The sequence below is a fragment of the Senimuribacter intestinalis genome, assembly GCF_943192965.1.
Lineage (GTDB): Bacteria > Bacillota > Clostridia > Peptostreptococcales > Anaerovoracaceae > Senimuribacter > Senimuribacter intestinalis.
Genome location: NZ_CALPCF010000011.1, coordinates 47916 through 74905 on the forward strand (window position 1 = coordinate 47916; position 26990 = coordinate 74905).

The 26990-nt window shown below is 45.4% G+C and carries 24 protein-coding genes; 10 read left to right on the forward strand and 14 right to left on the reverse strand.

Going from position 1 to position 26990, the window contains the following annotated elements; genetic code table 11:
• Positions 1-64 precede the first annotated feature (64 nt).
• From NFR88_RS10390 to NFR88_RS10405, 4 genes are all read right to left on the reverse strand, one after another.
• The gene (locus NFR88_RS10390) at positions 65-1366 is read right to left on the reverse strand and encodes a sensor histidine kinase (protein ID WP_160201108.1); all 1302 of its coding nucleotides are present in this window, start codon (positions 1364-1366) and stop codon (positions 65-67) included.
• Complete coding sequence (locus NFR88_RS10395; protein WP_251615760.1) at positions 1363-2064, reverse strand: LytR/AlgR family response regulator transcription factor; 702 nt, start codon at positions 2062-2064, stop codon at positions 1363-1365. The genes NFR88_RS10390 and NFR88_RS10395 overlap by 4 nt, the downstream gene beginning before the upstream one ends.
• Positions 2065-2232: 168 nt before the next feature.
• Positions 2233-2586: a 4Fe-4S dicluster domain-containing protein gene (locus NFR88_RS10400; RefSeq protein WP_251615762.1), complete on the reverse strand. Its 354-nt coding sequence runs from the start codon at positions 2584-2586 to the stop codon at positions 2233-2235.
• 15 nt (positions 2587-2601) lie between these two features.
• Positions 2602-2859 carry an aldo/keto reductase gene (locus tag NFR88_RS10405; RefSeq protein ID WP_251615765.1) on the reverse strand — a complete coding sequence of 86 codons (258 nt, stop codon included), beginning with the start codon at positions 2857-2859 and terminating at the stop codon, positions 2602-2604.
• Positions 2860-3054: 195 nt separating this feature from the next.
• Here NFR88_RS10405 and NFR88_RS10410 point away from each other — a divergent pair, with 195 nt between their 5' ends.
• Positions 3055-3645, forward strand: a complete 591-nt coding sequence (locus NFR88_RS10410) for a hypothetical protein (RefSeq protein ID WP_251615766.1) — start codon at positions 3055-3057, stop codon at positions 3643-3645.
• A 75-nt stretch (positions 3646-3720) separates the two neighbouring features.
• Here the strand turns inward: NFR88_RS10410 and NFR88_RS10415 are convergent, their stop codons facing one another.
• Complete coding sequence (locus NFR88_RS10415; protein WP_251615768.1) at positions 3721-3879, reverse strand: hypothetical protein; 159 nt, start codon at positions 3877-3879, stop codon at positions 3721-3723.
• 183 nt (positions 3880-4062) lie between these two features.
• On the opposite strand from NFR88_RS10415, the gene NFR88_RS10420 reads away from it, so the two are divergent.
• Entirely contained in the window at positions 4063-5796 is a 1734-nt protein-coding gene (locus tag NFR88_RS10420; RefSeq protein ID WP_160201113.1) for an ABC transporter ATP-binding protein, read from the forward strand.
• A gap of 324 nt (positions 5797-6120) precedes the next feature.
• Here NFR88_RS10420 and NFR88_RS10425 read toward each other — a convergent pair whose 3' ends face one another.
• From NFR88_RS10425 to ilvB, 6 genes are all read right to left on the reverse strand, one after another.
• The gene (locus NFR88_RS10425; protein ID WP_251615770.1) at positions 6121-6903 is read right to left on the reverse strand and encodes a hypothetical protein; all 783 of its coding nucleotides are present in this window, start codon (positions 6901-6903) and stop codon (positions 6121-6123) included.
• A gap of 152 nt (positions 6904-7055) precedes the next feature.
• Positions 7056-8267 carry a threonine ammonia-lyase gene (gene ilvA / locus NFR88_RS10430; RefSeq protein ID WP_251615772.1) on the reverse strand — a complete coding sequence of 404 codons (1212 nt, stop codon included), beginning with the start codon at positions 8265-8267 and terminating at the stop codon, positions 7056-7058.
• Between the two features lie 495 nt (positions 8268-8762).
• The gene (ilvD, locus tag NFR88_RS10435) at positions 8763-10433 is read right to left on the reverse strand and encodes a dihydroxy-acid dehydratase (RefSeq protein WP_160201116.1); all 1671 of its coding nucleotides are present in this window, start codon (positions 10431-10433) and stop codon (positions 8763-8765) included.
• A gap of 18 nt (positions 10434-10451) precedes the next feature.
• Positions 10452-11447, reverse strand: coding sequence for a ketol-acid reductoisomerase (gene ilvC, locus NFR88_RS10440; RefSeq protein WP_160201117.1), 996 nt, complete (start codon positions 11445-11447; stop codon positions 10452-10454).
• A 21-nt stretch (positions 11448-11468) separates the two neighbouring features.
• Positions 11469-11975: an acetolactate synthase small subunit gene (gene ilvN / locus NFR88_RS10445; RefSeq protein WP_160201118.1), complete on the reverse strand. Its 507-nt coding sequence runs from the start codon at positions 11973-11975 to the stop codon at positions 11469-11471.
• 12 nt (positions 11976-11987) lie between these two features.
• On the reverse strand, positions 11988-13649 hold the full coding sequence (gene ilvB / locus NFR88_RS10450; RefSeq protein ID WP_251615775.1) for a biosynthetic-type acetolactate synthase large subunit: 1662 nt from the start codon (positions 13647-13649) through the stop codon (positions 11988-11990).
• A 511-nt stretch (positions 13650-14160) separates the two neighbouring features.
• Here ilvB and NFR88_RS10455 point away from each other — a divergent pair.
• From NFR88_RS10455 to NFR88_RS10490, 8 genes are all read left to right on the forward strand, one after another.
• Positions 14161-15870 (forward strand): 2-isopropylmalate synthase, encoded by a 1710-nt coding sequence (locus NFR88_RS10455; RefSeq protein WP_161907873.1) that lies wholly within the window; start codon positions 14161-14163, stop codon positions 15868-15870.
• A gap of 383 nt (positions 15871-16253) precedes the next feature.
• Positions 16254-17534, forward strand: a complete 1281-nt coding sequence (gene leuC / locus NFR88_RS10460) for a 3-isopropylmalate dehydratase large subunit (protein WP_251615778.1) — start codon at positions 16254-16256, stop codon at positions 17532-17534.
• Positions 17534-18022 (forward strand): 3-isopropylmalate dehydratase small subunit, encoded by a 489-nt coding sequence (gene leuD, locus NFR88_RS10465; RefSeq protein ID WP_160201122.1) that lies wholly within the window; start codon positions 17534-17536, stop codon positions 18020-18022. The genes leuC and leuD overlap by 1 nt, the downstream gene beginning before the upstream one ends.
• Positions 18023-18037: 15 nt before the next feature.
• Positions 18038-19108, forward strand: coding sequence for a 3-isopropylmalate dehydrogenase (gene leuB / locus NFR88_RS10470; RefSeq protein WP_251615780.1), 1071 nt, complete (start codon positions 18038-18040; stop codon positions 19106-19108).
• 266 nt (positions 19109-19374) lie between these two features.
• Positions 19375-20082 (forward strand): GDSL-type esterase/lipase family protein, encoded by a 708-nt coding sequence (locus NFR88_RS10475; protein ID WP_160201124.1) that lies wholly within the window; start codon positions 19375-19377, stop codon positions 20080-20082.
• Positions 20082-20543, forward strand: a complete 462-nt coding sequence (locus tag NFR88_RS10480; RefSeq protein WP_160201125.1) for a DUF4358 domain-containing protein — start codon at positions 20082-20084, stop codon at positions 20541-20543. Before NFR88_RS10475 ends, NFR88_RS10480 begins: the two co-directional genes overlap by 1 nt.
• Positions 20530-21924 (forward strand): MBOAT family O-acyltransferase, encoded by a 1395-nt coding sequence (locus NFR88_RS10485; protein WP_251615782.1) that lies wholly within the window; start codon positions 20530-20532, stop codon positions 21922-21924. Before NFR88_RS10480 ends, NFR88_RS10485 begins: the two co-directional genes overlap by 14 nt.
• A gap of 193 nt (positions 21925-22117) precedes the next feature.
• Positions 22118-23266 carry a DHHW family protein gene (locus tag NFR88_RS10490; protein WP_160201127.1) on the forward strand — a complete coding sequence of 383 codons (1149 nt, stop codon included), beginning with the start codon at positions 22118-22120 and terminating at the stop codon, positions 23264-23266.
• 56 nt (positions 23267-23322) lie between these two features.
• Here the strand turns inward: NFR88_RS10490 and NFR88_RS10495 are convergent, their stop codons facing one another.
• From NFR88_RS10495 to NFR88_RS10505, 3 genes are all read right to left on the reverse strand, one after another.
• Positions 23323-24897, reverse strand: a complete 1575-nt coding sequence (locus NFR88_RS10495; RefSeq protein WP_160201128.1) for an amidohydrolase — start codon at positions 24895-24897, stop codon at positions 23323-23325.
• A 93-nt stretch (positions 24898-24990) separates the two neighbouring features.
• Complete coding sequence (locus tag NFR88_RS10500; protein ID WP_251615784.1) at positions 24991-25767, reverse strand: enoyl-CoA hydratase/isomerase family protein; 777 nt, start codon at positions 25765-25767, stop codon at positions 24991-24993.
• Positions 25767-26963, reverse strand: coding sequence for a CaiB/BaiF CoA transferase family protein (locus NFR88_RS10505; RefSeq protein WP_251615786.1), 1197 nt, complete (start codon positions 26961-26963; stop codon positions 25767-25769). Before NFR88_RS10505 ends, NFR88_RS10500 begins: the two co-directional genes overlap by 1 nt.
• Between the last annotated feature and the right edge of the window lie 27 nt (positions 26964-26990).

A 26990-nucleotide genomic window follows, 5' to 3' on the forward strand; every position in this document is an offset into this window, starting at 1 on the left:
CGCAGGTTCCAATTTAAATGTTGCAGGTGGTTGCTTTTTTGATGTAGGTGGTCGTTTACTTTCCTTAAATTTCTATTTTTGTCGTAACCTGTCCTTCTTCATCATACTCCCAGGTCAATGTTCCGTCATATTTTTCTACTACCTGCTGCATATTCTGTGTGCCAATTCCATGATTTTCCTTGTCCTGTTTACTGGTTAAAAGCTGTCCGTCCTGCACCCTGGGCGCTTCCATGGCTGAATTTCTAATTTCCAGGAACAACATCTTTTTATAGGATTTGATCAAAACAAATACTTCTCGTTTTTCTGCACATCTTTCAGCCGCTTCACAGGCATTTTTCAGTCCATTGGAAAGGAGCATCGCAAGGTCTGCGTCACTGATTCGCATCTGTGCAGGAAATCTTCCCGCCACAAAAAAGTCTACAGCCGCCTCTTCTGCCCATGCCGCCTGGGCATTCACAATGGCGTCTGCCACCAGATTTCCAGTGGCTATGTAATCAAAATCTCTGGCTTTCTGTTCTAAATCTTCTGTATATCTGCGAAGCTGGGTCAAATCTCCCTCGTCGATCAACGCCCGCAGTGCCAGCAAGTAGGCTTTCTGATCATGTCGAAAGCTTAGCAACTTCTTGTTTTTTACTGTGATTTCCTCGTACTGTGCCGCCTGCTGTTCGATGCACCTCTGTTTAAATTGATCGTCTTCTTTTAACTTCTTCCTCTGCTCGTAGAGCACGTTAAGCAATACACCAAAGGCAAGCATCCCGATGCCCAGCACACACACGGCAAGCTGCATCGCCACTTTATACCGATAAATCATACCGTTATCCATCGCTATTCCACTGGCAACCCCAATTACAACACCTGAAGAAAAAATCCACACTGCATAATAGAGCACTTGTTTCCAGCCGAACTGCTTCAGATAATGCTGCAGTACTGGCTTCGTATATTTGGATATAGCCGCTGTCACACCCAGTATCACGATGCAAGTTGTCATTCCGCAAATTGCATCAAGAGCAACCTCCCGCTCGCTTTCCAGCACCATCCCCGCGTACCAGAACATTGCGATTACGCTCTGCACCAGCGCTTCTGCGGTCATCAGAGCAAAATGCAGCAGAAACGTAACCTCTGCTAAAACTCGCTTTTTTTCCGCAAAACAAATGACAGCAAACATCATCTGCACAAACAGCGATACAAAAATCCGATTTGACGGATCGGAAAGCAAAAGCGTCACCACCGCGCCAGTCAGCACCAGAACCGCACCCAATAACAAAGCGCTCCTGCGCATGGAAAAAGAGAATCCAAATATGCCGCACAGAACGGCTGCCAAACGCAAGATATCAATGAAATACACCCCTGTATAAAGTACATTCATACCAGCTTCGCCATCCTTTTACAATAGTTTCGATAAGATTCCTTGCACGCCGCTTTTCTGCGTCTGCTGATATGCAGCACACCCAAGCTGTGCTCCAAAATAGCACCCTCATCGTTTATTTCCTCTATATAGGCGCAATTGACCAGATGCTTGTCACTGACTCTGAGAAAGTCAGTCTCCTGCAGCGTTTCCTCCCATGCAGACAAGCTTTTTCTCTGATTAGAAACATGTTCACCTGATGCCAGATGCACATCGGTGTAAACGCCAGCTACCGCAATATAGGCGATATCCGCGCTGCTGACAGTATTTCCTCCTTCCAATTCTATCCCGATGTCTCTGGGCAGCAATCGGATTGCAGTTTCCAGAGATTCTTCTATTTCAAACTGCCGCGCCGGCTTGGCAATAAAGCTAATCACATTCCGTCCAAAAGCCTGCGGCATCATTTCCGTGTGACTGGACACAAAGATAATGAGAGGCTTTCCATCTGACTGGCAAAGCATATCCTTTGCTGTAATCCCGGAAATACCGGGCATTTCAATATCCAAAAGTAGAATATCCGGATCATGCTGCGTAATTGTTTCTGCAGTATACTCCGTCAGAAATTCCGCTTCTATCCCGGAGCGTGTTAAATAATCCATGCACTGCGCTGCAAGTGCCTGCGCGCAATCCCTTTCATCCTCACAAATTAAAATCCTCATATCCTGTTCCTAATCAATCCATGCTATTTCTATTTTATTATATTTTATCATGCTAGATATTGGAATTCAATCATTTTCAGAATATAACAAACAAGTTCCCTCATCTTGAAGGAACTTGTTATCGTAATATCCATATATTGCATCACAGTGTACGGACCTGCCGCGGATTTATTGTTGTTCCGCAAGCTTTTTCATCACACCTGGGATATCGATTTTCTGCGGACACCGGGAAAGACACGCGCCGCAGGAAAGGCACGCCGAAGCGCCTTTCGTCTCTGTCAGCATGCCGATTTTCCAGGTAGAACCGGTAATATTCTGCTCATTGTATCCTTTGAGCAGCAGCGGAATCTCAAGTCCTGCCGGGCAGATGCCGCAGCAATACCGGCAGCCGGAGCACGGCACACCCATAGTTTTAAGAAAGGCGTCCGCCGCCCTTTGTAAAGTCTTTCTCTCCGCGGCGCTCAACGGCTTTGGCGCATCAAACAGCGCTGCATTTTCGATGACCTGAGATACATCCGACATGCCAGAAAACACGGTCTATACGCCCGAAAGTCCCTGCAGAAAACTTTCCCGCGGATACTTTGCAAGATCCTCCCCCAGAAACCTTTCTGAATCACCGTCCTGATAAGACCAGGCAGTGTCAAAGACATTGATGCCCTGCCCCATTGCCGCATCCACCACCTTCTGCGCCGCCTCTCTGTCAATCTGGTTCGGATCGCCGTCTGCCGCCGGAAATCTGAGGCCCCCAAATCCAAGAGTAGAAATCTTTTTTCCATAAAAATCCTGATACTGCATCCGTCATCTCACCTTTCTTTATTCTCTTACCCATTGTACCCCTTGCGGTCTGCAATAGCAAATACGCATCAAGTATACCTTCCATGCCCAAAAGGCATGAATTGTTCTTAAGAAAAAATTAAGAGGTTCCTCTGGTTTTTCTTCCGTCTTTCCTGCTATGATTCTTTTTACAAGAAAAATACGAGGTGAATTGAAATGAAAAAGAATCTGTTATTCATAACTGCACTGATACTAATACTTGCGATTGCCTGCACCGGCTGCAGCAAAGCTTCCCCCGGCAGCACAGACGATAAGAAGCCTTCAGAAAACACCAAGAACAGCGATGTCCTGCATCAGCAAAGCCAGCTAAAAGAATCAAAAAAACTCTCTCTTTCCGAAGATGGAAGCCTCACAGTGGAAATCGATACACTGGCAAAACCTGACAGCATTGCGCCTGAAGGTAAACCGATTTTTCTTGCCGTCAAAGTAAAGGAAGATGCCGATATCGCCCTGCGCTACACCTATGATACCTATGGAAAAGAGGGCGTCATGCTCTGCTGCGACGTCAACGATAGCGATGAAAATGAAGTTCTGCTGAAACCCATCTATACCATGCGCCTAGCACAGTCTTCTGAGGAAAATTACGGAGAAATCTGGCTCGGTGGCGGTACATTTTTGAAAAAAGGCACTAATCTGTTTTATTTAAGCGCAGGCGATCAGACCCTGCCCTGCCGCATAATTCTAAAACTTACCTTTTTTGATCCAGACAAGGTAGAAAGCATCACGCTGTATCCTGCCGAGAGTTAAAACTTTTCCACTGCAAAACCGCCGCGGTCACCCGCGGCGGTTTTGGTCTACTTAGAAGGTATTGCTTTATCTCACTCATACAGTATAGGACCATTCATCAAAGATCCTTTTCTCTACATCCTCATTTCCATGTGACATCAGCCACAGCAAAACTGCAACCTCTTTGTCCCGCCCCTCCGGGGGCTTTGCTTTCTCAGCTTTTGCAGACTTTTTTCTACTTTTTTTGTTCTTCATGTTTTCCTCCTGATAAAATTTCTAATTCTAATTCCCTTTTGCACTTTCATTATACAGTCTGACTTTGTAGAAAACGATAAAATTATGTGTGCATTTTGTGAGTAAAATCTTGCGAAATTATTACAAATAGTGGTATCATACTATCAGTGACTTTAATATACCAGAAGCATTTGGAGGAAATACATGATTAGAAAGTTTGCAAAATACTATAAACCGCATTTACGTCTGTTCACATTGGACATGGTATGTGCTTTTATCGTGGCGTGCTGCGACCTGTTTTACCCAGTCATCGCCAAGAATATTATCAACGACTATGTGCCAAATCAGAACATCCACCTCTTCGTCGTTTGGGCGATTGTTCTGCTCTGCATTTACGTGCTGAAAGCATTTCTCAACTACATCATTCAGTACTGGGGTCATATCGTCGGCGTCAGAATTCAAGGAGATATGCGCCGTGAACTGTTTCGTCACCTGCAAAAGCTTCCATTCTCATTCTTCGATGAAAACAAAACTGGCGTCATCATGAGCCGGATGATTAACGACTTATTCGAGGTATCTGAACTTGCCCACCACGGTCCGGAGAACCTATTTCTATCGCTGATTATCTTAATCGGCGCTTTTATCATGCTGGCACAGATCAGTTTGCCGCTGACACTGATTACCTTTGCAGTGCTGCCATTTATGATTTTCTTCGCCTTTAAAACCAGAACCATGATGAATAAGGCTTTCAGCGAAACCCGCGTCAAAACTGCAGAAATCAACGCTAATGTGGAAACCGCCATCGCTGGCATCCGTGTTTCCAAAGCTTACACCGCAGACGAACACGAAAATAAAAAATTCAACGTCGCCAACGAAAATCTAAAACGTTCCCGTTCCGGCGCCTATAAAGCCATGGGGATTTTTCACTCTGGCATGACACTGTTTATGGACCTTCTTTATCTAGTGGTGCTTTCCTCAGGCGGACTCTTTTTCTTCTATGGAAAAATCAATGCTGGCGAGTTTGCCGCATTCCTGCTTTACATTTCTATGTTCCTGAATCCTGTCAATAAACTGGTTTCTTTCTATGAACAACTACAGGAAGGAATGACGGGCTTCCGCAGGTTTTGTGAAATCATGGCGATTGATGAAGAAGAAAGTGACAGCACAGATTTACTTCACCCTGACCATCTGGACGGTAATATCTGTTTCGAAAACGTTACCTTTAGCTACGAAAACAGCGACAAGGAAGGCGAAGCACCGCCTGTTATCAAAAATCTCACCATGGATATCAAAAAAGGACGCACCCTTGCCCTGGTTGGTCCATCCGGCAGCGGTAAAACTACCATGTGCCATCTGATTCCAAGATTTTACGATGTAGATTCAGGTCGAATCACTATAGACGGCATTGATATCACAAAAATTTCCCGTTACGATCTTAGAAAAAATATCGGTATGGTTGCACAAGACGTCTTCCTGTTCAACGGTACGATACGTGAAAATATCGCCTACGGCAACTTAGATGCCACCGATGAAGAAATCATCGAAGCTGCAAAAAAAGCCAACATTCACGACTACATCCTAACCATGGAAGATGGCTATGATACCCAGGTTGGCGAGCGTGGCATCAAACTATCCGGCGGTCAAAAGCAGAGAATTTCCATCGCCCGCGTATTCCTGAAAAATCCACCGATTCTGATTCTTGATGAAGCGACTTCCGCCCTGGATAACGCTACAGAAATGCTGATTCAAAAGTCTCTGGAAGAACTCGGCCGCGGCAGAACCTCTGTCATCGTCGCCCACCGCCTGTCTACCATAAAAAGTGCAGATGAAATCATCGTTCTCACAGCTAACGGTATTACTGAGCGCGGCAGTCACGACGAGCTGGTAGCTGCTGGCGGCATGTATGCAGAACTTTATCAGTATCAGTTTAGGGAATAGCTCTTCCCATTATTGCAATCATCGAAAGTTGTGTAAATGTATCTGTTTATACAAACATTTACACAACTTTTTTCTATTTCTATGAACAATGTTGTGCAGACTGTTCTTTTTTAGCCAATATGCACAACTTTATTTCGCTTACATCTTTAAGAGTTGTGCATAGGTTAATAGACCTCACTATTTTACACAACAGCTGCACGAATTTACTATGTAAAGATTATTTCCGGGCTAAAAAGTTGTGCTAATTTAGTGTATTATTAACTGTCTACAAAACTCTTCTCTGATTAAACTCACAAAAGTTGTGTATCATCTCTACATATCTCTTTACCTGCAAAACTCTTCAATAATCTTGTCTATGAGCTGCGTATTAATATTCCCGTATATATCTTCAAAAGTAAAAATAATATCTTCCCACGGCTTGAATCCGTTCTCTAAGTAAAACTTAACTTTCCACATGACATCTTCCATATATTCAGCGTTTCCTATCATTCCAAAATGCTCAAGAAGCTTAATACGATTTTCACTTTTTACTAAAATCCTAAAGTCAGGAACAATTATTTTTCCATTAATTTTTATGACTTCTTCATACCTATATTCGATTTTCTTTGTAAAGAAAATATTTGAAATAATGGCTTCAGATTTTGATCTGACAAAATCACCTTTTAAAGTCTGATGAACCAAATGTTCTGAGTATTTCTGACTTCTTTCATATTTACTACTACCCCAGCTAGAAGAATTTTGTTTGCTTAAATTAAAATAATCGATTGGCATTTCTCTATAAGCTTTCGGTGACTGTGTCATCATTTCTTCTAAGTTTATCGATATGTACTCCTGTCCTATTTTCTGAAGAAGCTTCTGATTTGAATCAATTCTCTTCAGTGATTCTTCTAAATAGTATCGTTTCTGTAAATCTTTTACTACTTCATTTTCTCCACTGCCCAAATACTTCCGCTCTCCATTTGACAGGTGAAAATAGTAAGGCTTTCCTTTTACAGTATTAACCGAAAGTTTTCCTTCCGGTAAACGCTTCAACTCTTTCCGATAACGCTTTGCAAGCTCGCTTTGATATTCTAGTTCTTTTTCTGTATATAATTTACTATTATACAATATATTACCATCTCCTTTCTGTTATAATTTTCACTATACTGCTGTTGTATGGGGAAATCAATGGTAATTTTCAATCTGCCTACAAGTTTTATTCATAAAAAAACTGCGCACTTGCTTTTGAAACAAATGCGCAATCCTTCTTTTTCACGTTTTTACATCATTACGCTTATGACTTTTGGATTATATCCGCCAGCAGCCAGCACTTCAATGATTTTTTTCTTATGGTCAGGACCGAATGCCTCAATGGTAATTTTCAGTTCCACTGCCGCATTTCTATTGGTGCTGACAAACTGATTATGATCCAGTCTGATAACATTGCCCTGCTCTTTGGCGATAATACTTGCTACATTAACGAGCTCACCTGGCTTGTCCGGCAAAAGCGTAGATACGGAAAAGATTCGCTCTCTATGAATCAGTCCGTGCTGTACTACCGAAGACATGGTTATAATGTCCATATTGCCACCGCTGAGAATGGAAACAATTTTCTTTCCTTTTACCTTCAGGTGCTTCAGTGCAGCCACCGTCAAAAGTCCGGAGTTTTCTACAACCATCTTGTGATTTTCTACCATATCCAGGAAAGCTACCACCAATTCATCGTCCTCTACTGTAATGATATCATCGATGTTTTCTTTAAGGTAAGGAAAAATACTGACACCCGGCGTTTTCACAGCTGTACCGTCAGCAATTGTACTGATTGTAGGCAGAGTTACTGGCTCACCAGCTTTCAGCGAAGCCTGCAGGCAGTTTGCACCTGCCGGTTCAACGGCAATAACTTTAATCTTTGGATTCAGCATTTTAGCCAGCGTTGATACGCCAGTCGCAAGACCGCCGCCGCCAACAGGAACTAGGATATAATCCACTAAAGGCAATTCTTTAATGATTTCCATAGCGATGGTTCCTTGACCTGTTGCTACTACTGGATCATCAAAGGGATGAATAAAAGTATATCCCTTCTCCTCCGCCAGCTGCTTTGCATGGGCCGCAGCCTCGTCGTAAACATCACCGTAGAGAACCACTTCCGCGCCATAGCTCTTTGTACGGTTCACTTTCATCAAAGGCGTAGTAGTCGGCATAACGATAACCGCTTTACAGCCATAAGCCTTTGCCGCATAAGCAACCCCCTGGGCATGATTGCCAGCAGAAGCTGTAATCAACCCCTTTGCACGTTCTTCGTCTGTTAATGTACTAATTTTATAATACGCGCCTCGAATTTTGTATGCACCGGTCACCTGCATATTTTCCGGCTTCAAATAGACTTTATTTCCGGTCTGTTCACTGAAATAGTCACTGTAAAGCAAATTAGTCGCTACCGCAACTTTCTTTACGACCTCCGTCGCCTGCTCAAATTTATCTAATGTTAACATCTTCTGTTTTCCTTTCCAAAAAATCTCTAGGAATTATTATACTCCTTGTGTGTATGCACTGCAAGGAAAAACTGTATTCCGTCACGGCAAGCCTGTGAAAAATGGTCATCGTGATTTCTGCTCGAATTCATATGTAAAGCAGCCACTTTATTGCCAATATTGACAGAAATCAAAAAAAGTGTCAATCCTGTCAATGTTTTTACGGTGAAACATTGACAAAATTGACAGATTCTCGTTTTTTTGTCAACATTGGCAATATTTAAGCCATCCTAGGTAAGAATTCAGCCTGTTTATTGACAAAATCTCGTAAATTAACGAAATTTGTCAATATAAAATAAAAAAAAGCGTTCATGCCTTCCCGTGTTCCATACCACAGATACCAATCCCACCTTTCCATAAAGTAAAACTTTGGGATGGGTGTCCAGAAACCTTGTTGCCCCGGACAATCACAACAGGGTCATTGCTTCTGCAACAACCCCGTTATTATCAATCAGGTTAGTCTTCCAGCATGACTGCACCCTTGTTGGACGGTGCAACCATCTTGGAATATCTGTAAAGCCAGCCGCTCTTTACGTTCGGCTCGCGCGGCACATAAGTTTCACGCCGTTTTGCAAATTCTTCCTCTGAAACTTTCGCATTAACACTGGAGTTTGGAATATCAATTTCGATGATATCGCCTTCCTTAAGCAGTCCGATTTCGCCGTCGCTGGCAGCTTCCGGACAAACGTGACCGATAGAAGCACCACGGCTTGCACCGCTGAATCTACCGTCTGTAATCAGTGCTACGGTTTTATCCAGCTTCATCCCGGCAAGGGCACTGGTCGGATTGAGCATTTCCCGCATGCCCGGACCGCCCTTTGGACCCTCATAGCGGATTACGACTACGTCGCCGTCTACAATCTTTCCGTTGTAAATTGCATCAATCGCGTCTTCTTCACAGTCAAAAACTCTTGCCGGACCACTGTGGGTCAGCATTTCCGGTGCGACTGCACTTTTCTTAACAACACAGCCGTCCTTTGCGATGTTGCCCCAAAGAATAGCAAGTCCGCCTGTTTCGCTGTACGGATTGTCAGAAGGACGCATTGCGCCCGAATCCAGCGAACCTTTTCCTTCAATATTTTCACCTACGGTTTTTCCGTTTGCGGTCAAAAGTGTCGTATCGATGAGACCTTTTTTGGAAAGTTCAGCAAGAACACCCTGCACACCGCCTGCGTTATTCAGGTCATGCATGTGTGTGCCGCCAGCAGGCGCCAGATGACACAGATTCGGTGTCTTTGCACTCATTTCGTTGAACAACTCCAGATTCAGTTCTACCCCTGCTTCGTGAGCAATTGCCAAAAGGTGCAATACGCTGTTTGAAGAACAGCCCAGCGCCATATCGCAGGCAAGAGCGTTTCTGATTGCCTTTTCGTTTACAATATCTCTGGCCTTAATATCTTTTTCAACCAGGTTCATGATTGCCATACCTGCGTGCTTTGCAATCATCATTCTGCCGCTGTGTACAGCCGGAACTGTGCCGTTGCCCGGCAGTGCGATGCCCAGCGCTTCGCATAGACAGTTCATGCTGTTTGCCGTATACATACCGGAGCAGGAACCGCAGCCCGGACAGGTATTCTGTTCAAATTCCAGCAGCCCTTCATCATCGATGATATCCGCTTTGCGAGCGCCGACTGCCTCAAACATCTTGGAAAGAGATGTCTCTACACCGCCTACAAGTCCGCTCATCATAGGACCTCCGGAGCAAACCACAGCTGGAATGTTCAGACGCAGTGCGCCCATCAGCATGCCTGGTACGATTTTGTCGCAGTTCGGAACCAAAACCAGACCATCAAACTGATGCGCATTTGCCATAGTTTCTACGCTGTCTGCAATCAGTTCCCGGCTTGCCAGAGAATATTTCATACCGATATGCCCCATAGCAATACCATCACAAACACCGATAGCAGGCACCATAATCGGTGTGCCACCTGCCATTCTGACACCAGCTTTTACTGCTTCGGTCACTTTATCTAAATGCATATGTCCGGGAACTATCTCACTGTGTGCAGAAACCACACCGATCAGCGGACGTTCCAGTTCTTCTTTCGTGTAACCCATAGCATAAAAAAGGCTTCGCATCGGAGCCTTTTCTACGCCTTTGGTTACGTTATCACTTCTTCTTGACATAATAACTGTAACCTTTCTTTATTTCTTTAACCAGCTCATCATAGCACGGAGTTCAGCGCCAACCTTGCACAGCAGGTGGGAAGCCTCCATCTTTCTGGTTGCAAGGAATCTCGCTTTTCCACCAGCGTTGAATTCCTGAATAAATTCACTTGCGAAAGTACCGTCCTGAATTTCTCTGAGAACGTTTTTCATTTCTTTTCTGGTTTCGTCTGTAATCAGTCTTCTGCCGGTTCTGTAATCACCGTATTCAGCAGTGTTGGAGATGGAATATCTCATCTTATCGAAACCACCTTCGTTAATCAGGTCAACAATCAGCTTCATTTCGTGGATACATTCAAAGTAAGCCATTTCCGGTTCATATCCTGCTTCTACCAAAGTGTCAAAGCCAGCCTTCATCAGCTCAGTTACACCGCCGCACAGAACTGCCTGTTCACCGAAGAGGTCAGTTTCAGTTTCTTCTTTAAATGTAGTTTCCAAAATACCTGCTCTGCCAGCACCGATACCGCTTGCATAAGCCAGCGCATAATCTTTCGCTTTGCCGGAAGCATCCTGATAAACAGCAATCAGAGAAGGAACGCCCTTGCCTTCTACATACTGACTTCTTACAGTGTGTCCAGGTCCTTTTGGCGCAATCATGATAACATCGATGTCCTTAGCAGGAACGATCTGGTTAAAATGAATATTAAAGCCGTGAGCAAATGCGAGTACATTGCCTTCTTTCATGTGCTTTTCAATCTGTTCTTTATAAATCTTTGCCTGCAATTCGTCCGGTGTCAGCATCATAACGATATCGCCTGCTTCTGCAGCTTCTTCGATGCCCAAAACTTTGATTCCAGCAGCTTCAGCCTTTGCAGCATGAGCGGAACCCGGTCTCAAACCTACTACTACGTTCACACCGCTTTCGGCAAGGTTCATTGCATGTGCATGGCCTTGGCTTCCGAATCCGATAATGGCAACAGTTTTGCCGTCTAACAAACCTAAGTTACAATCCTGGTCATAATACTTCGTAATCATTTTTATCTATCTCCTTTAAAATTAATTATCTTTTTTTGCGGTATTGCCTTCAATGCCGGTAATACCAGTTCTGCAGACTTCCAGCACATTGTATTCAGCAATAACCTTCATAAACCCGTCGATTTTCTCCGGTGTTCCGGTCAACTCGATAATCATACTGTCTCTGGAAAGATCTACAATCTTGCCTCTGTAAATATCTACGATTTCCTTGATTCCAGCACGCTGTGCCGGTGCTGCTTCAACTTTCAGCAGCAGCAGTTCTCTATAAAGGCTGTATTCCTGATCTAAAATATAGATTTCTTTTACTACCTCCAGCTTTTCAGTCTGGGTGATAATCTGCTGCATAGACTGTTCAGTCGCACTGAATACGATGGTAATTCTGGACAGGGTCGGATCATTGGTTGCAGACACTGTCAAAGAATCAATATTAAATCCTCTTCTGCCGAAAAGGCTGACAACTTTCGTCAATACGTTTGCCTGATTCAGGACAAGAACGCTGACGATTTCTCTCTTTAATGGTTTATGCATTGCGTTCCCTCCCTAGTCAATAATCATATCTTCAACGGTTTTACCGTTTGGAATCATCGGAAGCACTCTTTCCTCTCTGGAAATGGTGCAGTCAATCCAAACCGGGCCTTCTTCCTTCAGAGCCTGCTCCATTGCGGCCTTCAGTTCTTCTACAGAATCCGCACGGAATCCCTTTGCGCCAAAGGCTTCTGCCAGTTTTACAAAGTCGGTCTTCCTTTCCGGTGTGGTGTTGGAATAACGCTTATCATAGAATAGAGTCTGCCACTGGTAAACCATACCCAGCACCTTGTTGTTCATGATTATGGTGATAATTGGCAAGTTCTGACTTACTGCAGTACATGCCTCATTCAGGTTCATATGGAAAGAACCGTCGCCTGTAATATGTATCACTCTGTCATTTGGACAAGCCAGCTTTGCACCGATTGCTGCGCCATAGCCAAAGCCCATGGTGCCCAGTCCGCCGCTTGTTAGGAACTTCTTCGCCTTATTATGTCTGATATACTGCGCTGACCACATCTGATGCTGACCTACGTCAGTTACATAAATGGTGTTTTCATCGGTCATATCGCAGAGAGTATCGAAGATATCTTTCGGGTGCAGCTCGCATTCGCCGGATCTGACCACTTTTGCGGTATTTCTCCAAGTGAGAACCTCCTGGTGCCAGGACTCATGTTTCTGTGCCTTTACTTCAGGCAGTGCGCGAATCAAAAATTCCTTTACATCGCCGACACAGCACTTATCAATCATAACGTTCTTGTTGATTTCACTGCGGTCGATGTCAACCTGTACAATCTTTGCTCTGCGGCCGAATTTCTCTGGTGTCAAAGCTACACGGTCAGAGAATCTTGCTCCCAGTGTAATAACCAAATCAGCCTGGTCGATTGCTCTGTTTGCTGCTGCGGTTCCGTGCATACCTACAAGACCAAGATTCAGCTCATGGTCGTAGCCGATTACACCAGCCGCCATCAAGGTGTATGTCGCAGGAATATCTGCTTTCTCCAAAAATTCAACTACTTCCTTCTCTGCGCCTGAAGCAACTACACCGCCGCCAATATATGCAACCGGTCTTTCTGCCTCATTAACCATAGCAACAATTGCATCAATGTCTTCCTTGTCCATCTGCGGCACCGGTTTCAGCTGAAGCGGTGGTTTATTTGTATATTCAATGCTCGCAGCAGTTACGTCCTTCGTAATGTCCACGAGGACAGGACCCTTTCTCCCGCTGTTTGCAATCTTGAAAGCTTCTCGAAGTGCTGGTTCAAGATCTTCTATCCTGTTTACGAAGAAATTGTGCTTCGTAATAGGAAGCGTGACACCGGTAATACTGATTTCCTGGAATGCGTCTCTTCCGATTAAGGAATCGGCAACATTGGCTGTAATGGCAACCATTGGAATACTGTCCATAAATGCTGTCGCTATGCCGGTGACCAGATTGGTTGCCCCCGGTCCGCTAGTGGAAAAAACTACACCAGTTTTGCCTGTGGCTCTGGCATAGCCATCAGCCGCATGGGAAGCACCCTGTTCGTGGGCAGTGAGTACATGCTTAACCCTGTCGCTATACTTATAAAGTTCATCAAAGATATTCAGTGCAGTGCCGCCTGGATATCCAAATACAGTATCAACGCCATGATCGAGCAATACTTCTATCACCACTTGTGATCCTGTCAATTTCATACTCTCTCTCCTTTTCTTTAGAATCTTATGGGCATTCTTTCGCCCTTATATTATTATAGCCGCAAGTATGTAAATGTCAACACTTTTTTTCAATATTTTTTGTTGTAATCCAACAAAAAATATTTTCAATTATTTTGTGAAAACACAAATTTTACTGTTGACAATTATGACTTTATCCTTTATATTATTAAATAGCTGAAATTTACGTCTGCCAAGACGGGAATAAGCTATAATGTTGGTTTTGCAGAGAGCGGCGTTTGGTGAAAGTCCGTAAACCTTTTATAGTGTCTCACCCCCGAGCAGCGTTCAAAGAGTGGGCGCGCACTTTTCTACATTATATATAGAAAAAGCGTGTCAAAAAGAGTGGTACCGCGGAAACAAGGTTCTTACATCAATGTAACAAGTTTTCGTCTCTTTTGCGGTTTGGAAAAATCGTCAAAAGAGACGATTTTTTATGCCCTAACCGCTAAGCTACTTTCCTACACTGATATACAAACGGAGGTATTACAACATGAAAAACTTTGAAAAGTACAGACCCGGCTACTTTACGCCGCCGATGGACATTTCTCAGATGGAATGGCCGAAAAAAGATCACATTGAAAAAGCGCCGATGTGGTGCAGCGTTGACCTACGCGATGGAAACCAGGCGCTGGTCGTTCCCATGAGCCTGGAAGAAAAATTGGATTTTTTCCAGTATTTGGTTTCCCTCGGCTTTAAAGAAATCGAAATTGGCTTCCCTGCCGCGTCCGAAACTGAATATGAATTCACCCGTACTCTGATTGAAAAGAATTTGATTCCCGACGACGTGACCGTACAGGTGCTGACTCAGTCCAGAAAGCACATCATCGACAAAACCTTTGAAGCCCTCCGCGGCGCAAAGAAAGCGATTGTACATTTATATAACTCCACTTCCTTTGCCCAAAGGCAGCAGGTGTTCCGGGCTTCCGAAGAAGAGATTATTCAAATTGCCAAAGATGGTGCAGTGCTGATGAATGAATACGCGACAAAATTCCCAGAGACGAAATTCCAATTCGAGTATTCTCCGGAAAGTTTTACAGGAACGGAAATTGAGTTCGCAGAACGAATCTGCAACGAAGTCATCGACATCTGGCAGCCGACAGCGGATAATAAAGTCATCATCAACCTGCCAGCTACTGTGCAGATGTCTATGCCGCACGTTTATGCGAACCAGATTGAATACATGAGCAAACATTTACATAACAGAGAAAACGTTCTCATCTCCCTGCACCCACACAACGACAGAGGCACCGGCGTTGCCGATGCTGAACTGGGGCTTTTGGCAGGCGGTGACAGAATTGAGGGTACCCTCTTCGGAAACGGTGAACGCACCGGCAATGTAGATATTATCACCATTGCCATGAATATGTTTACCCACGGTATCGATCCTTGTCTGGACTTTTCCAATATGCCAGAAGTTGTAGAGAAGTACGAAGAATATACCGGCATGCACGTTGATCCGCGTCAGCCTTACGGCGGCGAACTGGTCTTCGCGGCGTTCTCCGGCTCTCACCAGGATGCGATTTCCAAGGGCATGAAATGGAGAGAAGAAACAGATCCAAACAGATGGACGGTACCTTATCTGCCAATTGACCCCCATGATGTAGGCAGAGCTTATGACGGTGATGTGATAAGAATCAACAGCCAGTCCGGCAAAGGCGGCGTTGCCTATATTCTGGAACATAACTTTGGTTATGCGATTCCAAAGAATATGATGAGCGAAGTCGGCTACATGATGAAGGATATTTCCGACAAAAGCCACGAAGAACTTTCACCCGAAGAAATCTTTGAAGCGTTCAAGGCAGAATACATCAATGACTTTTCGCCGATCGACATTACAGATGCATCCTTCAGCCACTTCTCCTCTACTAAGGATGACAATGAAGTGTACGGCGTAAGAATGCGTGCTGTGATCGACGGACAAAGCTACAATCTGGAAGCAGAAGGAAACGGTCGTCTGGACGCGGTGAGCAATGCGCTTCGAAAGACCGAATATCACTTTGACTATAAGTTCATCACCTATTCAGAACATGCCATCAGCGCGGATTCCAATTCCAAAGCAGCTGCCTATGTCTGCATCGCTGATGAAAAAGACAACTACTACTGGGGCGTCGGTACCCATGCCGATATCATTCTCGCTTCCGTCAATGCACTGGTCAGCGCACTGAACCGAATGAACAAGCGAATTCATTTCGTGAAGTAATGAACAAGCGATGCAGCTCTTGTAGTTGTGCAGATTTGCGAAATACAAGCCATTTTGCACAACTATGAGGCTTACAAAGTTTCAAAAGTTGTGCATATCCCGCAAAATCAGAGCTATCTGCACAACCCAGACGAATCAAAACCCTCAAAAGTTGTGCATTTCATGCAAATACAAGCCATTTTGCACAACTATAAGGCTTACAAAGTTTCAAAAGTTGTGCATATCCCGCAAAATCAGAGCTATCTGCACAACCCAAACGAATCAAAACGCTCAAAGGTTGTGCATTTCATGCAAATATAAGGCATTTTGCACAACGCAGCAAGAACCTGCACTTCACATCCGAAACCCCAACCCCATCAATTCCACAGGAGGTAATCAGAACAATGGGAATGACAATGACACAGAAAATTTTAGCAGCCCATGCCGGTCTCGACACTGTCGCGGCCGGTCAGCTGATCGAATGTAATCTGGACGTGGTAATGGCAAACGACATTACCGGTCCTATGGCGCTGCCGATCTTCCGGCAAATGGCGGATAAAGTCTTCGACAAGGACAAAGTCGTACTGGTTCCAGACCATTTCACGCCGAACAAAGATATCAAGTCCGCACAGAACGCCAGAGATATTCAGGACTTTTCCAGAGAACAAGGTCTCACCCACCACATGGTTCAGGGAAAATGCGGCGTAGAACACGGTATTCTGCCTGAACAGGGTATCGTTTATGCCGGTCAATGTATTATTGGCGCTGACTCTCACACCTGCACCTACGGCGCGCTAGGCGCATTCGGCACCGGCGTCGGCACCACCGACATCGCAAGAGGTATGGCGACCGGTCAGGCATGGTTCAAAGTGCCTACCGCGATCAAATTCGTACTGAAAAATAAACCATCCCGCTATGTAACAGGCAAAGACATCATCCTGTACATCATCGGAAAAATCGGCGTAGACGGCGCTTTATATCAATCCATGGAATTTGTCGGCGACGGCACCTGCTACTTAACCATGGATGATCGTTTCACCATCTGCAACATGGCAATCGAAGCCGGCGCTAAAAACGGTATTTTCCCTGTTGACGACCAAACTATCGCTTACATGGAAGAACACGCACCGGGAAAAGACTACCAGATTTTCACAGCAGATGACGACGCTGTCTATGAACAAACCATCGAAATCGACCTTGCTGAGATCAGACCAACCGTAGCATTTCCGCATCTGCCGGGCAACGCGCACACCATCGATGAGATTGAAGCCAGCGAAAAAATCATGATTGACCAGGTTGTCATCGGCTCCTGCACCAACGGTCGCATGAGCGATATGCGAAAAGCGGCGGCAATTCTGAAAGGAAAAACCGTGCACCCGGAAGTCCGCGTCATGGTCATCCCTGCTACTCAGAAAATCTTCCTGCAGTGTATGGAAGAAGGACTTGCGAAAATTTTCGTAGAAGCAGGATGCGCCTTCAACACTCCTAGCTGCGGCGCCTGCATGGGCGGTCACATGGGTGTCATGTGCAAAGGCGAAAAATGCGTATCCACATCCAACAGAAACTTTGTGGGTCGTATGGGCGATGTGGAATCCCTGATTTACCTGGCTTCCCCAGAAGTTGCTGCAGCCAGCGCTCTGGCAGGCTATATCGCAAATCCTGAAAAGATTGGAGGAGAAAAATAATGGACGCAAAAGGCAAAGTTTTGAAATATGGTGATAACGTAGACACTGACGTCATCATTCCCGCAAGATACTTAAATTCCTTTGACGCAAAGGAACTGGCAACCCACGCGATGGTCGACATCGATCCAACCTTTGTGGAACGACTGGAACCTGGCGACATCATGGTCGCCGGTAAAAACTTCGGCTGCGGTTCTTCCAGAGAGCACGCCCCACTGGTACTAAAAACGGCGGGCGTCAGCTGCTTAATCGCAGAGAGTTTTGCAAGAATTTTCTATAGAAACGCCATCAATATCGGCTTTCCAATTCTGGAATGTGAAGAAGCCGCCAAAGACATCGCGGAAGGCGACGCCGTGGAAGTAGATTTTCAGACCGGCGTCATCTATAACCGGACCAAAGGCGCTGAGTATCAGTCACAGCCATTCCCGGAATTTTTGCAGAAAATGATTGGCGCAGGTGGTCTGGTTAATTATGTCAATTCCAACAAATAACAAGGAGAAAGATCAATGAATTATAAAATTGCTGTAGTCAAAGGCGACGGCATCGGACCTGAAGTCATCGCCGAGACGATAAAAGTATTAGATAAAATCGGAGAAAAGTTCGGGCACACCTTTGAATACACTTACGTCCTTGCCGGCGGAAACGCCATCGACGAAGCGGGTCAGTGCCTGCCTCCGGAGACCATTGAAATCTGCAAAAAATCTGACGCCGTCCTGCTGGGCGCTGTAGGCGGTCCTAAATGGGATCACCTGCCGGGTGACGAACGCCCGGAGCGGGCGCTTTTGGGACTTCGCAAAGCCCTGGGACTTTTCGCTAACCTGCGCCCTGCCATGGTCTTTGATGAACTGGCTGACGCTTCCCCGCTGAAACCGGAACTTTTAGCAGGCGGTCTTGATATCGCTGTAGTTAGAGAGTTGACCGGCGGCATTTACTTCGGCAAAAAAGGTACCATCGCAGAAACTGACCTGGGTCCTGCCGCCTACGACGTGGAACAGTACGCAGAAGAAGAAGTACGCCGCATCGCGAAAGTCGCTTTTGATATGGCGATGAAGCGGGACAAAAAGGTAACCAGCGTCGACAAAGCCAACGTTCTAGAAAGCTCTCGCCTCTGGAGACGGATTGTAGGTGAAGTCGCAAAAGAATATCCGGAAGTAGAACTGGAAAATTTCTATGTAGACAATGCCGCTATGCAGCTCGTGCGAAATCCGAAGCAGTTTGACGTCATCGTCACCAGCAACATCTTCGGCGATATTCTCTCCGACGAGGCAAGCCAGATCACCGGCTCCATCGGTATGCTGCCGTCGGCAAGTCTGGCGGAAGGCAATTTCGGCATGTACGAACCAGTCCACGGCTCTGCACCTGACATCGCAGGACAGAATCTGGCAAACCCGATTGCCACGATTCTCTCTGCCGCCATGATGCTGCGTTATACCTTCGGACTGACTGCCGAATCAGACACCATTGAAAACGCTGTCAAAAAATTCTTAGCCAAAGGATACAGAACACCGGACATTGCGGCAGGCGGTTCTTCTATCGGCACAAAAGAAGCCGGGGATTTGATTGCGCAACTGCTCTAGTTCACCCTTTTCGAAACTATCTATTTCTAAAAAGTCTCCTGGTGCAAGTCCCGCACTGCGGGACTTTTTTTTTCGTTTCACCAGGCTTAAGAATTATTAAGAAAAAATCCAACAAATTCCTATTGATTTTCCCTCCGGTTTTGCTATCATTATATATACATCTAATAATAAGGGGACTACACATCATGACAAAAGAAAAGAAAACAAATAGCAAAAAATTTTTGATTTTTATCATAGTCTTACTCCTTTTGGTAAGCCTATTTTTTATGCAATATTTTAAAAGCAACGAAAACGCTGCATACAGCGAAAAGAAAATCAGGACAAATATCTCTACCATTGCAACCTTTGATTATTCCAAGGTTACGACCATCGAGGCACAGATTAAAAATCTGGAAATTACAGAAGCCCACGGTACTTTTGATGTAACGGAAACACTTTCCAAAGACCAGTATAGAAAAATCTTCTCCACAAGCGCCATTCTCGGCGATTCTATCACTGAGGGGCTTGCTGACTACGGCTGGCTAGGAAATGAGCAGGTTTTCTGTAAAATCGGCGCGTCCATTATCAGCGGCGACGACCTATTCACGTCTGCCGCAAATACTTATCCAGGATTTGCATTCTGCTCTTTCGGCATGAATGACATGGGAAATTATAACGGCAATGCGGATGCATTTATTGAGAAATATACCACTCTGATTCAGGAATTTAAAAAAATCTCTCCAAATACAATCATTCTGGTTAATGGGATTACACCGCCGACCAAAAACGCAATTGCCTCTAATCCAATCCTGGGCAATTACAAGAAATTTAACAACGCTCTGAAACAGATGTGCAAGGATTTAAAATTAACCTATATTGACAATACTTATATCATAGAAGAACATCCTGAGTTTTATGCCGGCGACGGTATCCATGTCACAGCCGATTACTACCCGCTCTGGATGAACAATATGATTCTGAAGGCAGGCATATAATGATTAAAAAAGCAGTTTTCGTCCTAATTTTGATTTTATTTCTTGCCGGTGTCTATGAGAGCGCCGGTGCAAACGATATTCCCATGGAGGATATTGAAACACAACTGACCACAGCATGCGATATGACCCACATGACAAAGTGTGATAACCGAAATCTGATGCAGTTTTTTGGTCTGGATTATGAACAGTACGATTCTCACCTCTACTATAAAGGAAAAGAGGCGCTCAGCGTCGATGAAGTACTGATTGTAAAAGCCCATGAAAAATCTGATTTAGATGGGGTCAAAGATGCCGTCGAAAAACGCATCGCATCGCAAACCGCAACCTTTGATGGATACGGTCCTGCGCAGGTTGCGCTGCTTTCAGATGCCGTGATTATCACAAAAGGAAATTATTTATTTTACTGCACTGATCAACATGCAGAAAAATTTGGGGAGGTGTTCTGCGATGCTGTTCAGTAGTATCCTGTTTTTATTTTACTTTCTGCCGGTGACGTTGTTCATCTACACCATCGTCCCCCGCAGACTAAAAAATCCGGTTCTGCTCATTGCCAGCATTTTCTTCTATAGCTGGGGAGAGCCGATTTATGTGATCCTGATGCTGTTCAGCGCTGTCTTCAATTATCTTATGGCAATCGATATCAGGCGTGAACAGATTCATAACAAAACCGGAAAAAGCACACTGATTTTTACAGTTATCGTCAATCTGTTTATCCTGTGCTTTTTTAAATACTACGGCTTCCTCATGGACACCATAAACGACCTGCTTGGTACTGAAATCAAATATACAGCGCTAGCACTGCCCATCGGTATTTCTTTTTATACCTTTCAGGCACTTTCCTATATTTTCGATGTATACAGAGGCAACGTGCACGTACAGCGAAACCTGCTGCATTTTGCACTCTATCTTGCCCTCTTCCCGCAGCTGATTGCAGGTCCTATTGTCAAATACAAAGACATCGCACTACAGCTCAAGGAAAGAACCCTCACATTGGAAAAATTTGGAGAAGGTACACGCCGCTTTCTGATCGGACTTGGCAAAAAAGTCATTCTCGCCAATAATCTGGGGGCAATTCACGCTGCTGTGACTGCACTGCCCGACCAGCAAGTTTCTGTACTCACCTATTGGATCGGCATCATCTGTTATACTCTGCAGATTTACTTCGATTTCAGCGGCTATTCCGATATGGCAATCGGTCTTGGCAAAATGTTCGGATTTGAATTCTTAGAAAACTTCAATTACCCGTATATTTCCAAAACCGTTACCGAATTCTGGCGCAGATGGCATATGTCCCTATCGACCTGGTTCAGAGAGTATGTCTATATCCCGCTGGGCGGCAATCGTGTTTCCACAAAGCGGCATATTCTCAACTTGCTGATTGTATGGTCATTGACTGGACTCTGGCACGGCGCCAGCTGGAATTTCGTTGCATGGGGTCTTTACTATGGCATCCTGCTGATTCTTGAGAAATATTTCCTGGGAAATCATTTAGAAAAATGTCCCGCCTCTGTCCAGCATATCTATACGATGCTCATCGTCGCCATCGGCTGGGTCTTCTTCAGCAGTGAAACCTTAACCGGCGCACTGCAGTATCTGCAAGTGCTCTTCTGCGCAGGCGGCGTTCCCCTTGCAGATACTATGACGCTATACCTGCTGCGCACCAACTGGGTATTCCTGCTGCTTGGAATTCTCATTGCAACCCCAGAACCAATGAAGCAGTTTGAAATCCTGCGCAAACGAAATGGACTGCTCAGTACCCTGCTATTACTGGGACTCCTTGCCCTGTGCACTGCTTACCTAGTATTCAGCAGCTATAACCCGTTTCTGTATTTTAGGTTCTAATGGTTCCGTCCCAAGAGGACGAGCAATGGCGAAGTTCGATTGGTCTGACGGACCTTATGCTTTAAATCCCCAAGAAAGCAAGCCCACGGCGAAGCTTGATTGGCAGGATTTAGTCGTATAATGGTTCCGTCCCAAGAGGACGAGCAAACTGCCAAACGGTAATATAAATTGCAAAAAAAAAGGATTATCAATTATGAACAAAAAATTAACCGATACAATATTAGGGCTTTGTTTCATCGCTGTTCTTGCGGGGGTCTTCCTCTGCAATCTGTTCAGCAGTGATCAAAGTTTTTCAGAAGAAGAAAACAGAGTACTACAGGATAAACCGACATTCACCTTTTCTTCTTATGTGGAAGGTCGCTATGAAAAAAAACTGGAATCCTATGTCAACGACCAATTTCCTGCCAGAAATACGTTCATAAAAATCAAAACAGCATCTGACGTGACCTGCGGCAAGCTGGAATCAGGCGGCGTCTACCGCTGCAAAGATAACTACCTGATGGAATCTATCACGGAACCTTCAGAGCACTGGATGAAATCCACCCTCTCCAGTCTGACTCAGTTCAAACGCCAGTACAAAAAACTGAACATGTACTTTATGCTGGCGCCAAATGCCGCCAATATTCTGTGCGACAAATTGCCTGCAACCGTAATCACTGCAGATCAAAACCAATCCATTAATCAGTTTTATAAAGGAGTCGAAGAGTGCGGCATCAAGCCTATTGATGTGCGTTCCATCTTAACCAAAAACGCAAAGCAAAATACACAGCTCTACTATAGAACCGACCATCACTGGACCACCGACGGTGCGTTTCTCGCATATAAAGAAGCTGTTTCCATTATGAAACTGACCGATAATGTAAGCTATAAACGCTATGTCGTAAAAAACGATTTTCGCGGCACCCTGGCTTCCAAAAGCGGTTTCACCAACGGTCAAAATGACCCGCTAACCATTTACTTGCCAAATAAAGACAAAGATTACCATAATTCCGTCATTTACTATGCGGATACCAAAACGAAGACAACGGAGTTTTACCAGCTTGACAATCTGGATACCAAAGACGCTTATACCGTATTCGGCGGCAGCAACCATCCGATGTACACCATCAAAACCCCTACTGCCTCCGAAAAAAAATTACTGCTGGTCAAGGATTCTTACGCTAACAGCATGATTCCGTTCCTTGCACAGAATTTCCGCGAAATCGTCGTCGTCGATCCTCGCTATTTCTTTGATGATATCAACGATATCATTAAATCAGAAGGCATCACGGATGTACTATTCCTCTACAATGCCAATACCTTCTTTGCAGACAACTCGCTGGAAATGATGCTGACAGCGTAAATACGATAAATAAAAAGAACGCCCTGCATGTATGAACCACAGGGCGTTCTTTTTGTTTATGATATAGCGCGATAAGTCACCTTCCCGCCTGTCATGGTTAGAACAACTTTTGCTCCGGAAATTTCCTCTACAGGAATTTCAAACAGATTTCTGTCAAGCACGGTCAAATCCGCATATTTGCCGACAGAAATCGTACCCCGTACATCCTCACTAAACCCTGCATACGCCCCTTCATAAGTAAACGCCTGCAGCGCTTCTTCTAAGGTCAACCCGTACTGGGGATACCAGGTCTTGCCGGAAACCGGGTCTTTACGGGTTACCGCATACTGCAGATTGGGCAGGATATCAAATTTTTCTACCGGGCAGTCGGAGCCTGCACACTGATGCACGCCCAGCTCAGCAAACCTTCGCCAGTTATAGCTGGTAGCCTCCAGTTCCTCTCCTACGCAGTCTTCTACGATATGCATATCATAGCGGACAAAAATCGGCTGAATATATGCCAGCAGATTCAGTTTCTGAAACCAGTCCTGCTGCTTTTCGCTCATAATCTGGCAATGGACGATCCCGTGGCGAAGATTCGCCTTTGGATTCTCATAATGCGCCCTGCGCAGCGCATTCAGCGTCTGTTCCAGTGCACCGTCGCCGATACAATGAATCGCCATCTGCATTCCGTACTCCTGCGCCAAGGATATCATCTCCTGCAGTTTCTCATCGGTATAATTCAGCACGCCACAGGTTTCCGGCGCGTTGCAATACGGCGCAAGCATAGCCGCCGTATGGGCGCCGAGAGATCCGTCTGTAATAATCTTCAGCGGTCCGATTCTGAAAAAACCGTAATCATCGCCGGTTCTGTGCCCTGCTGCAAGAAATTGTTTCAGCTCCGGCAGGGTTTCCAGATTGCACTGTTCATAAATCCGCACATCCAGCTTTCCTGCTTCGGAAAGCTCTCTGTACGCCTGTAAAATCAGCTTCCCGCAGGTGCCCGGCAGCACCGTAAAATCATCGGTATGAACTTCCGTAATACCGGCTCTTGCGGCAGCGCGCGCTGCATCCTGAATCAGTTCCTTCAGTTCATCTAAATCCGGCAGCGGCTCCGCCTCGGAAATGGCGTTTTGCATCTGTTCTCTGACAATGCCGTCCGGACAGCTTTCCAAAAGTCCCGAAAGCGCAAGTGCTTTTGTATTGCAAACGGAAATATGCAGGCAAGCTCTCTGCAATACCACCGGCACCTCTTCTGAAATCGCATCTAGATCCGTCCTGGTAGGCATGGTTTTTTCTATCCAGTCGTCCTGGTTGAAACCGCCTGCCAGGAGCCATCCACCCTTCTCGCTGATTTCAGAAACTCTGCCGCGGCAAAGCTCCATCGCTTCTGACAGTGACTTAGTCTCTGACAGATCGATGGTTCTCCGAACCATGGCGTCGTAAATAAAATGCAGGTGACTGTCGATAAATCCCGGCACCACGAATCTTCCGGCAAGGTCAATCCGCTCCGTCCTGCTGCTTGCCAGCGCCAGCATCTCCTGGTCACTACCCAGCGCTGCAATCACGCCGTTTTTCACTGCTATAGCGCTGCATGCAGGATATGCCTGATCCTGCGTATAAATTGTTCCGTTGTAGAAAATGGTATCCATAAATGCAATCTCCTTCTGTGATAATACATTTATTATATCAGCTTCCTTTTCCCACTGTAAACAATAAATTCCAGCAAAATCAGCACAATTTATTTACCACTTCTTCGACGGAAAGTCCGGTTTCCGTTTCTCATAGAAGGCTGCCAATCCTTCTTTTGCGTCTTCACTGGTAAAGGCTTTATACCCCAGCAGCGCCTCCGTCTCAAAAGCCTGTTCCGCCGGCATTTCTCTCAGCTTCAGCACAGATTCCTTTGCCGTCTGCACTGCCCTCGTGCTGCAGGCGCAGAGCTTCTTTGCCATCTCCATGGCTTTTTCCATCACCTGTTCAGGCGGTACCACCGCATTTAAAAGTCCATAGTCTAACGCCTTTTGCGCCTCGATCCTCTCGCCGCTTAAAATCAGTTCCATTGCTCTGACATAAGGAATCTGTCTTGCCAATCTTACCAGCGTGCCGCCGGCAGGCACGATTCCCAGAGAAACTTCCGGAAGGGCAAATACTGCCTGACTGGAAGCCACTCTGATGTCCGACGCCAGCATAATTTCAAAACCGCCGCCCATGCAAAGTCCATTAACTGCGCAAATAAGCGGTTTAAATAGCCTGCTGTGCTTTAAATGTGCTGCGTCCCACTCGTCGATATAATGTCCTTGTCCTAAATATGGAATAGACTCCGTCAAATCCGCCCCGACACAGAATGCCTTCTCACCTGTTCCTGTCAAAATACAAACTGCTACATGGTCATCCTTCTGCGCTTTTTCAAAAGCCTCTCCTAAATCCTGATACATCTGCAGCGTCAGGGTATTCAGCTTTTCCGGTCTGTTAAAGCGAATCACTGCAATCCCATCTTTCACCTCATAAGAAATATGCCCCATTACAAAACTCCTTCCTCTGAAAGCACACGGATTTCTTCTTCCGAATATCCCAAAAACTCTTGATAAATTCGGGCGTTGCCTTCTCCGATCTCCGGCGCGCGGCCCGAAGTATCACACGGCGTTTCACTCAATTTAATCGGTGTTCCGAACAGCTTGCCGTGAGCATTTCCGTAAGCATAGTCGATAAACATGTCCCTGTGATTCAGCTGCGGATCTAAAAGCACCTGATCTATCGTATGAATGGCTGTCAGTGGCAATTTTTCCGCCAGCGCGTCCTGCAGCTCCTGACAGGTATACGCAGAAAACCACTGATTGATTTTCGGCAAAATTCTCCTATTGTAAACTTCTTCGTCAAAGCGCTTTGCCATGGTATCAATTTCAGGATCCTGCAAAAGCTCCGGTTCGCCAAAGAACTCGCAGGTCGTCTTCCAAAAACGATCTGTATAGCCGCCGAAAAAGACTTCGCCATCCTTTGCTCTGAATTTACCATAAGGTCTGCAAAGGGGATGATCATTTCCAAGAGGCTGCTGCACCTGGTCTCCCACCGTATAATTGGAAACGGCATTTTCTGTCAGCGCCAGAGAGGCGTCCAGCTGCGCCACGTCCACCAGCTGTCCCTGTCCCGTTTTCTGCGCGTGAATGTACGCAGAAAGAGTTCCAATCGCGCCGAAAAAAGTTGCCGCCAAATCCCCGATAATCGTACCGATTCTGGTCGGTTCACCGGGCATACCGTTCATGGACCAAAGCCCGCTGAGCGCCTGCCCGCTGTTATCATATGCAGGCCATGTCGAATACGGTCCCGTCTGTCCAAATCCCGAAATTGCCGTATAAACCAGCTTCGGATTGTACGTTTTCAAATTTTCATAACCAACACCCAGCTTATCCATTACGCCGGCGCGATAATTTTCCACAACAATATCCGCTTTTTGAACCATCTGCCGGAAAATATCCTTTGCCCGCGGCTCTTTCAAGTTCAACGTGATTGCCTCTTTATTCCTGTTATACTGGGCGAAGAAAGCGCTCTGCCGCTTATCTCCATCTACAAGATATGGCTCAAAATCCCGTGTATAGTCCGGATCACCGGGATTTTCAATCTTAATCACTCTAGCGCCAAGATCGGCTAATATCATCGTTGCATAAGGTCCTGCAACAACTCTTGTTAAATCCAGTATCGTTACACCTTCAAGTGGTTTCATTTTCTTTTTCCTCCAAAAACTCATACC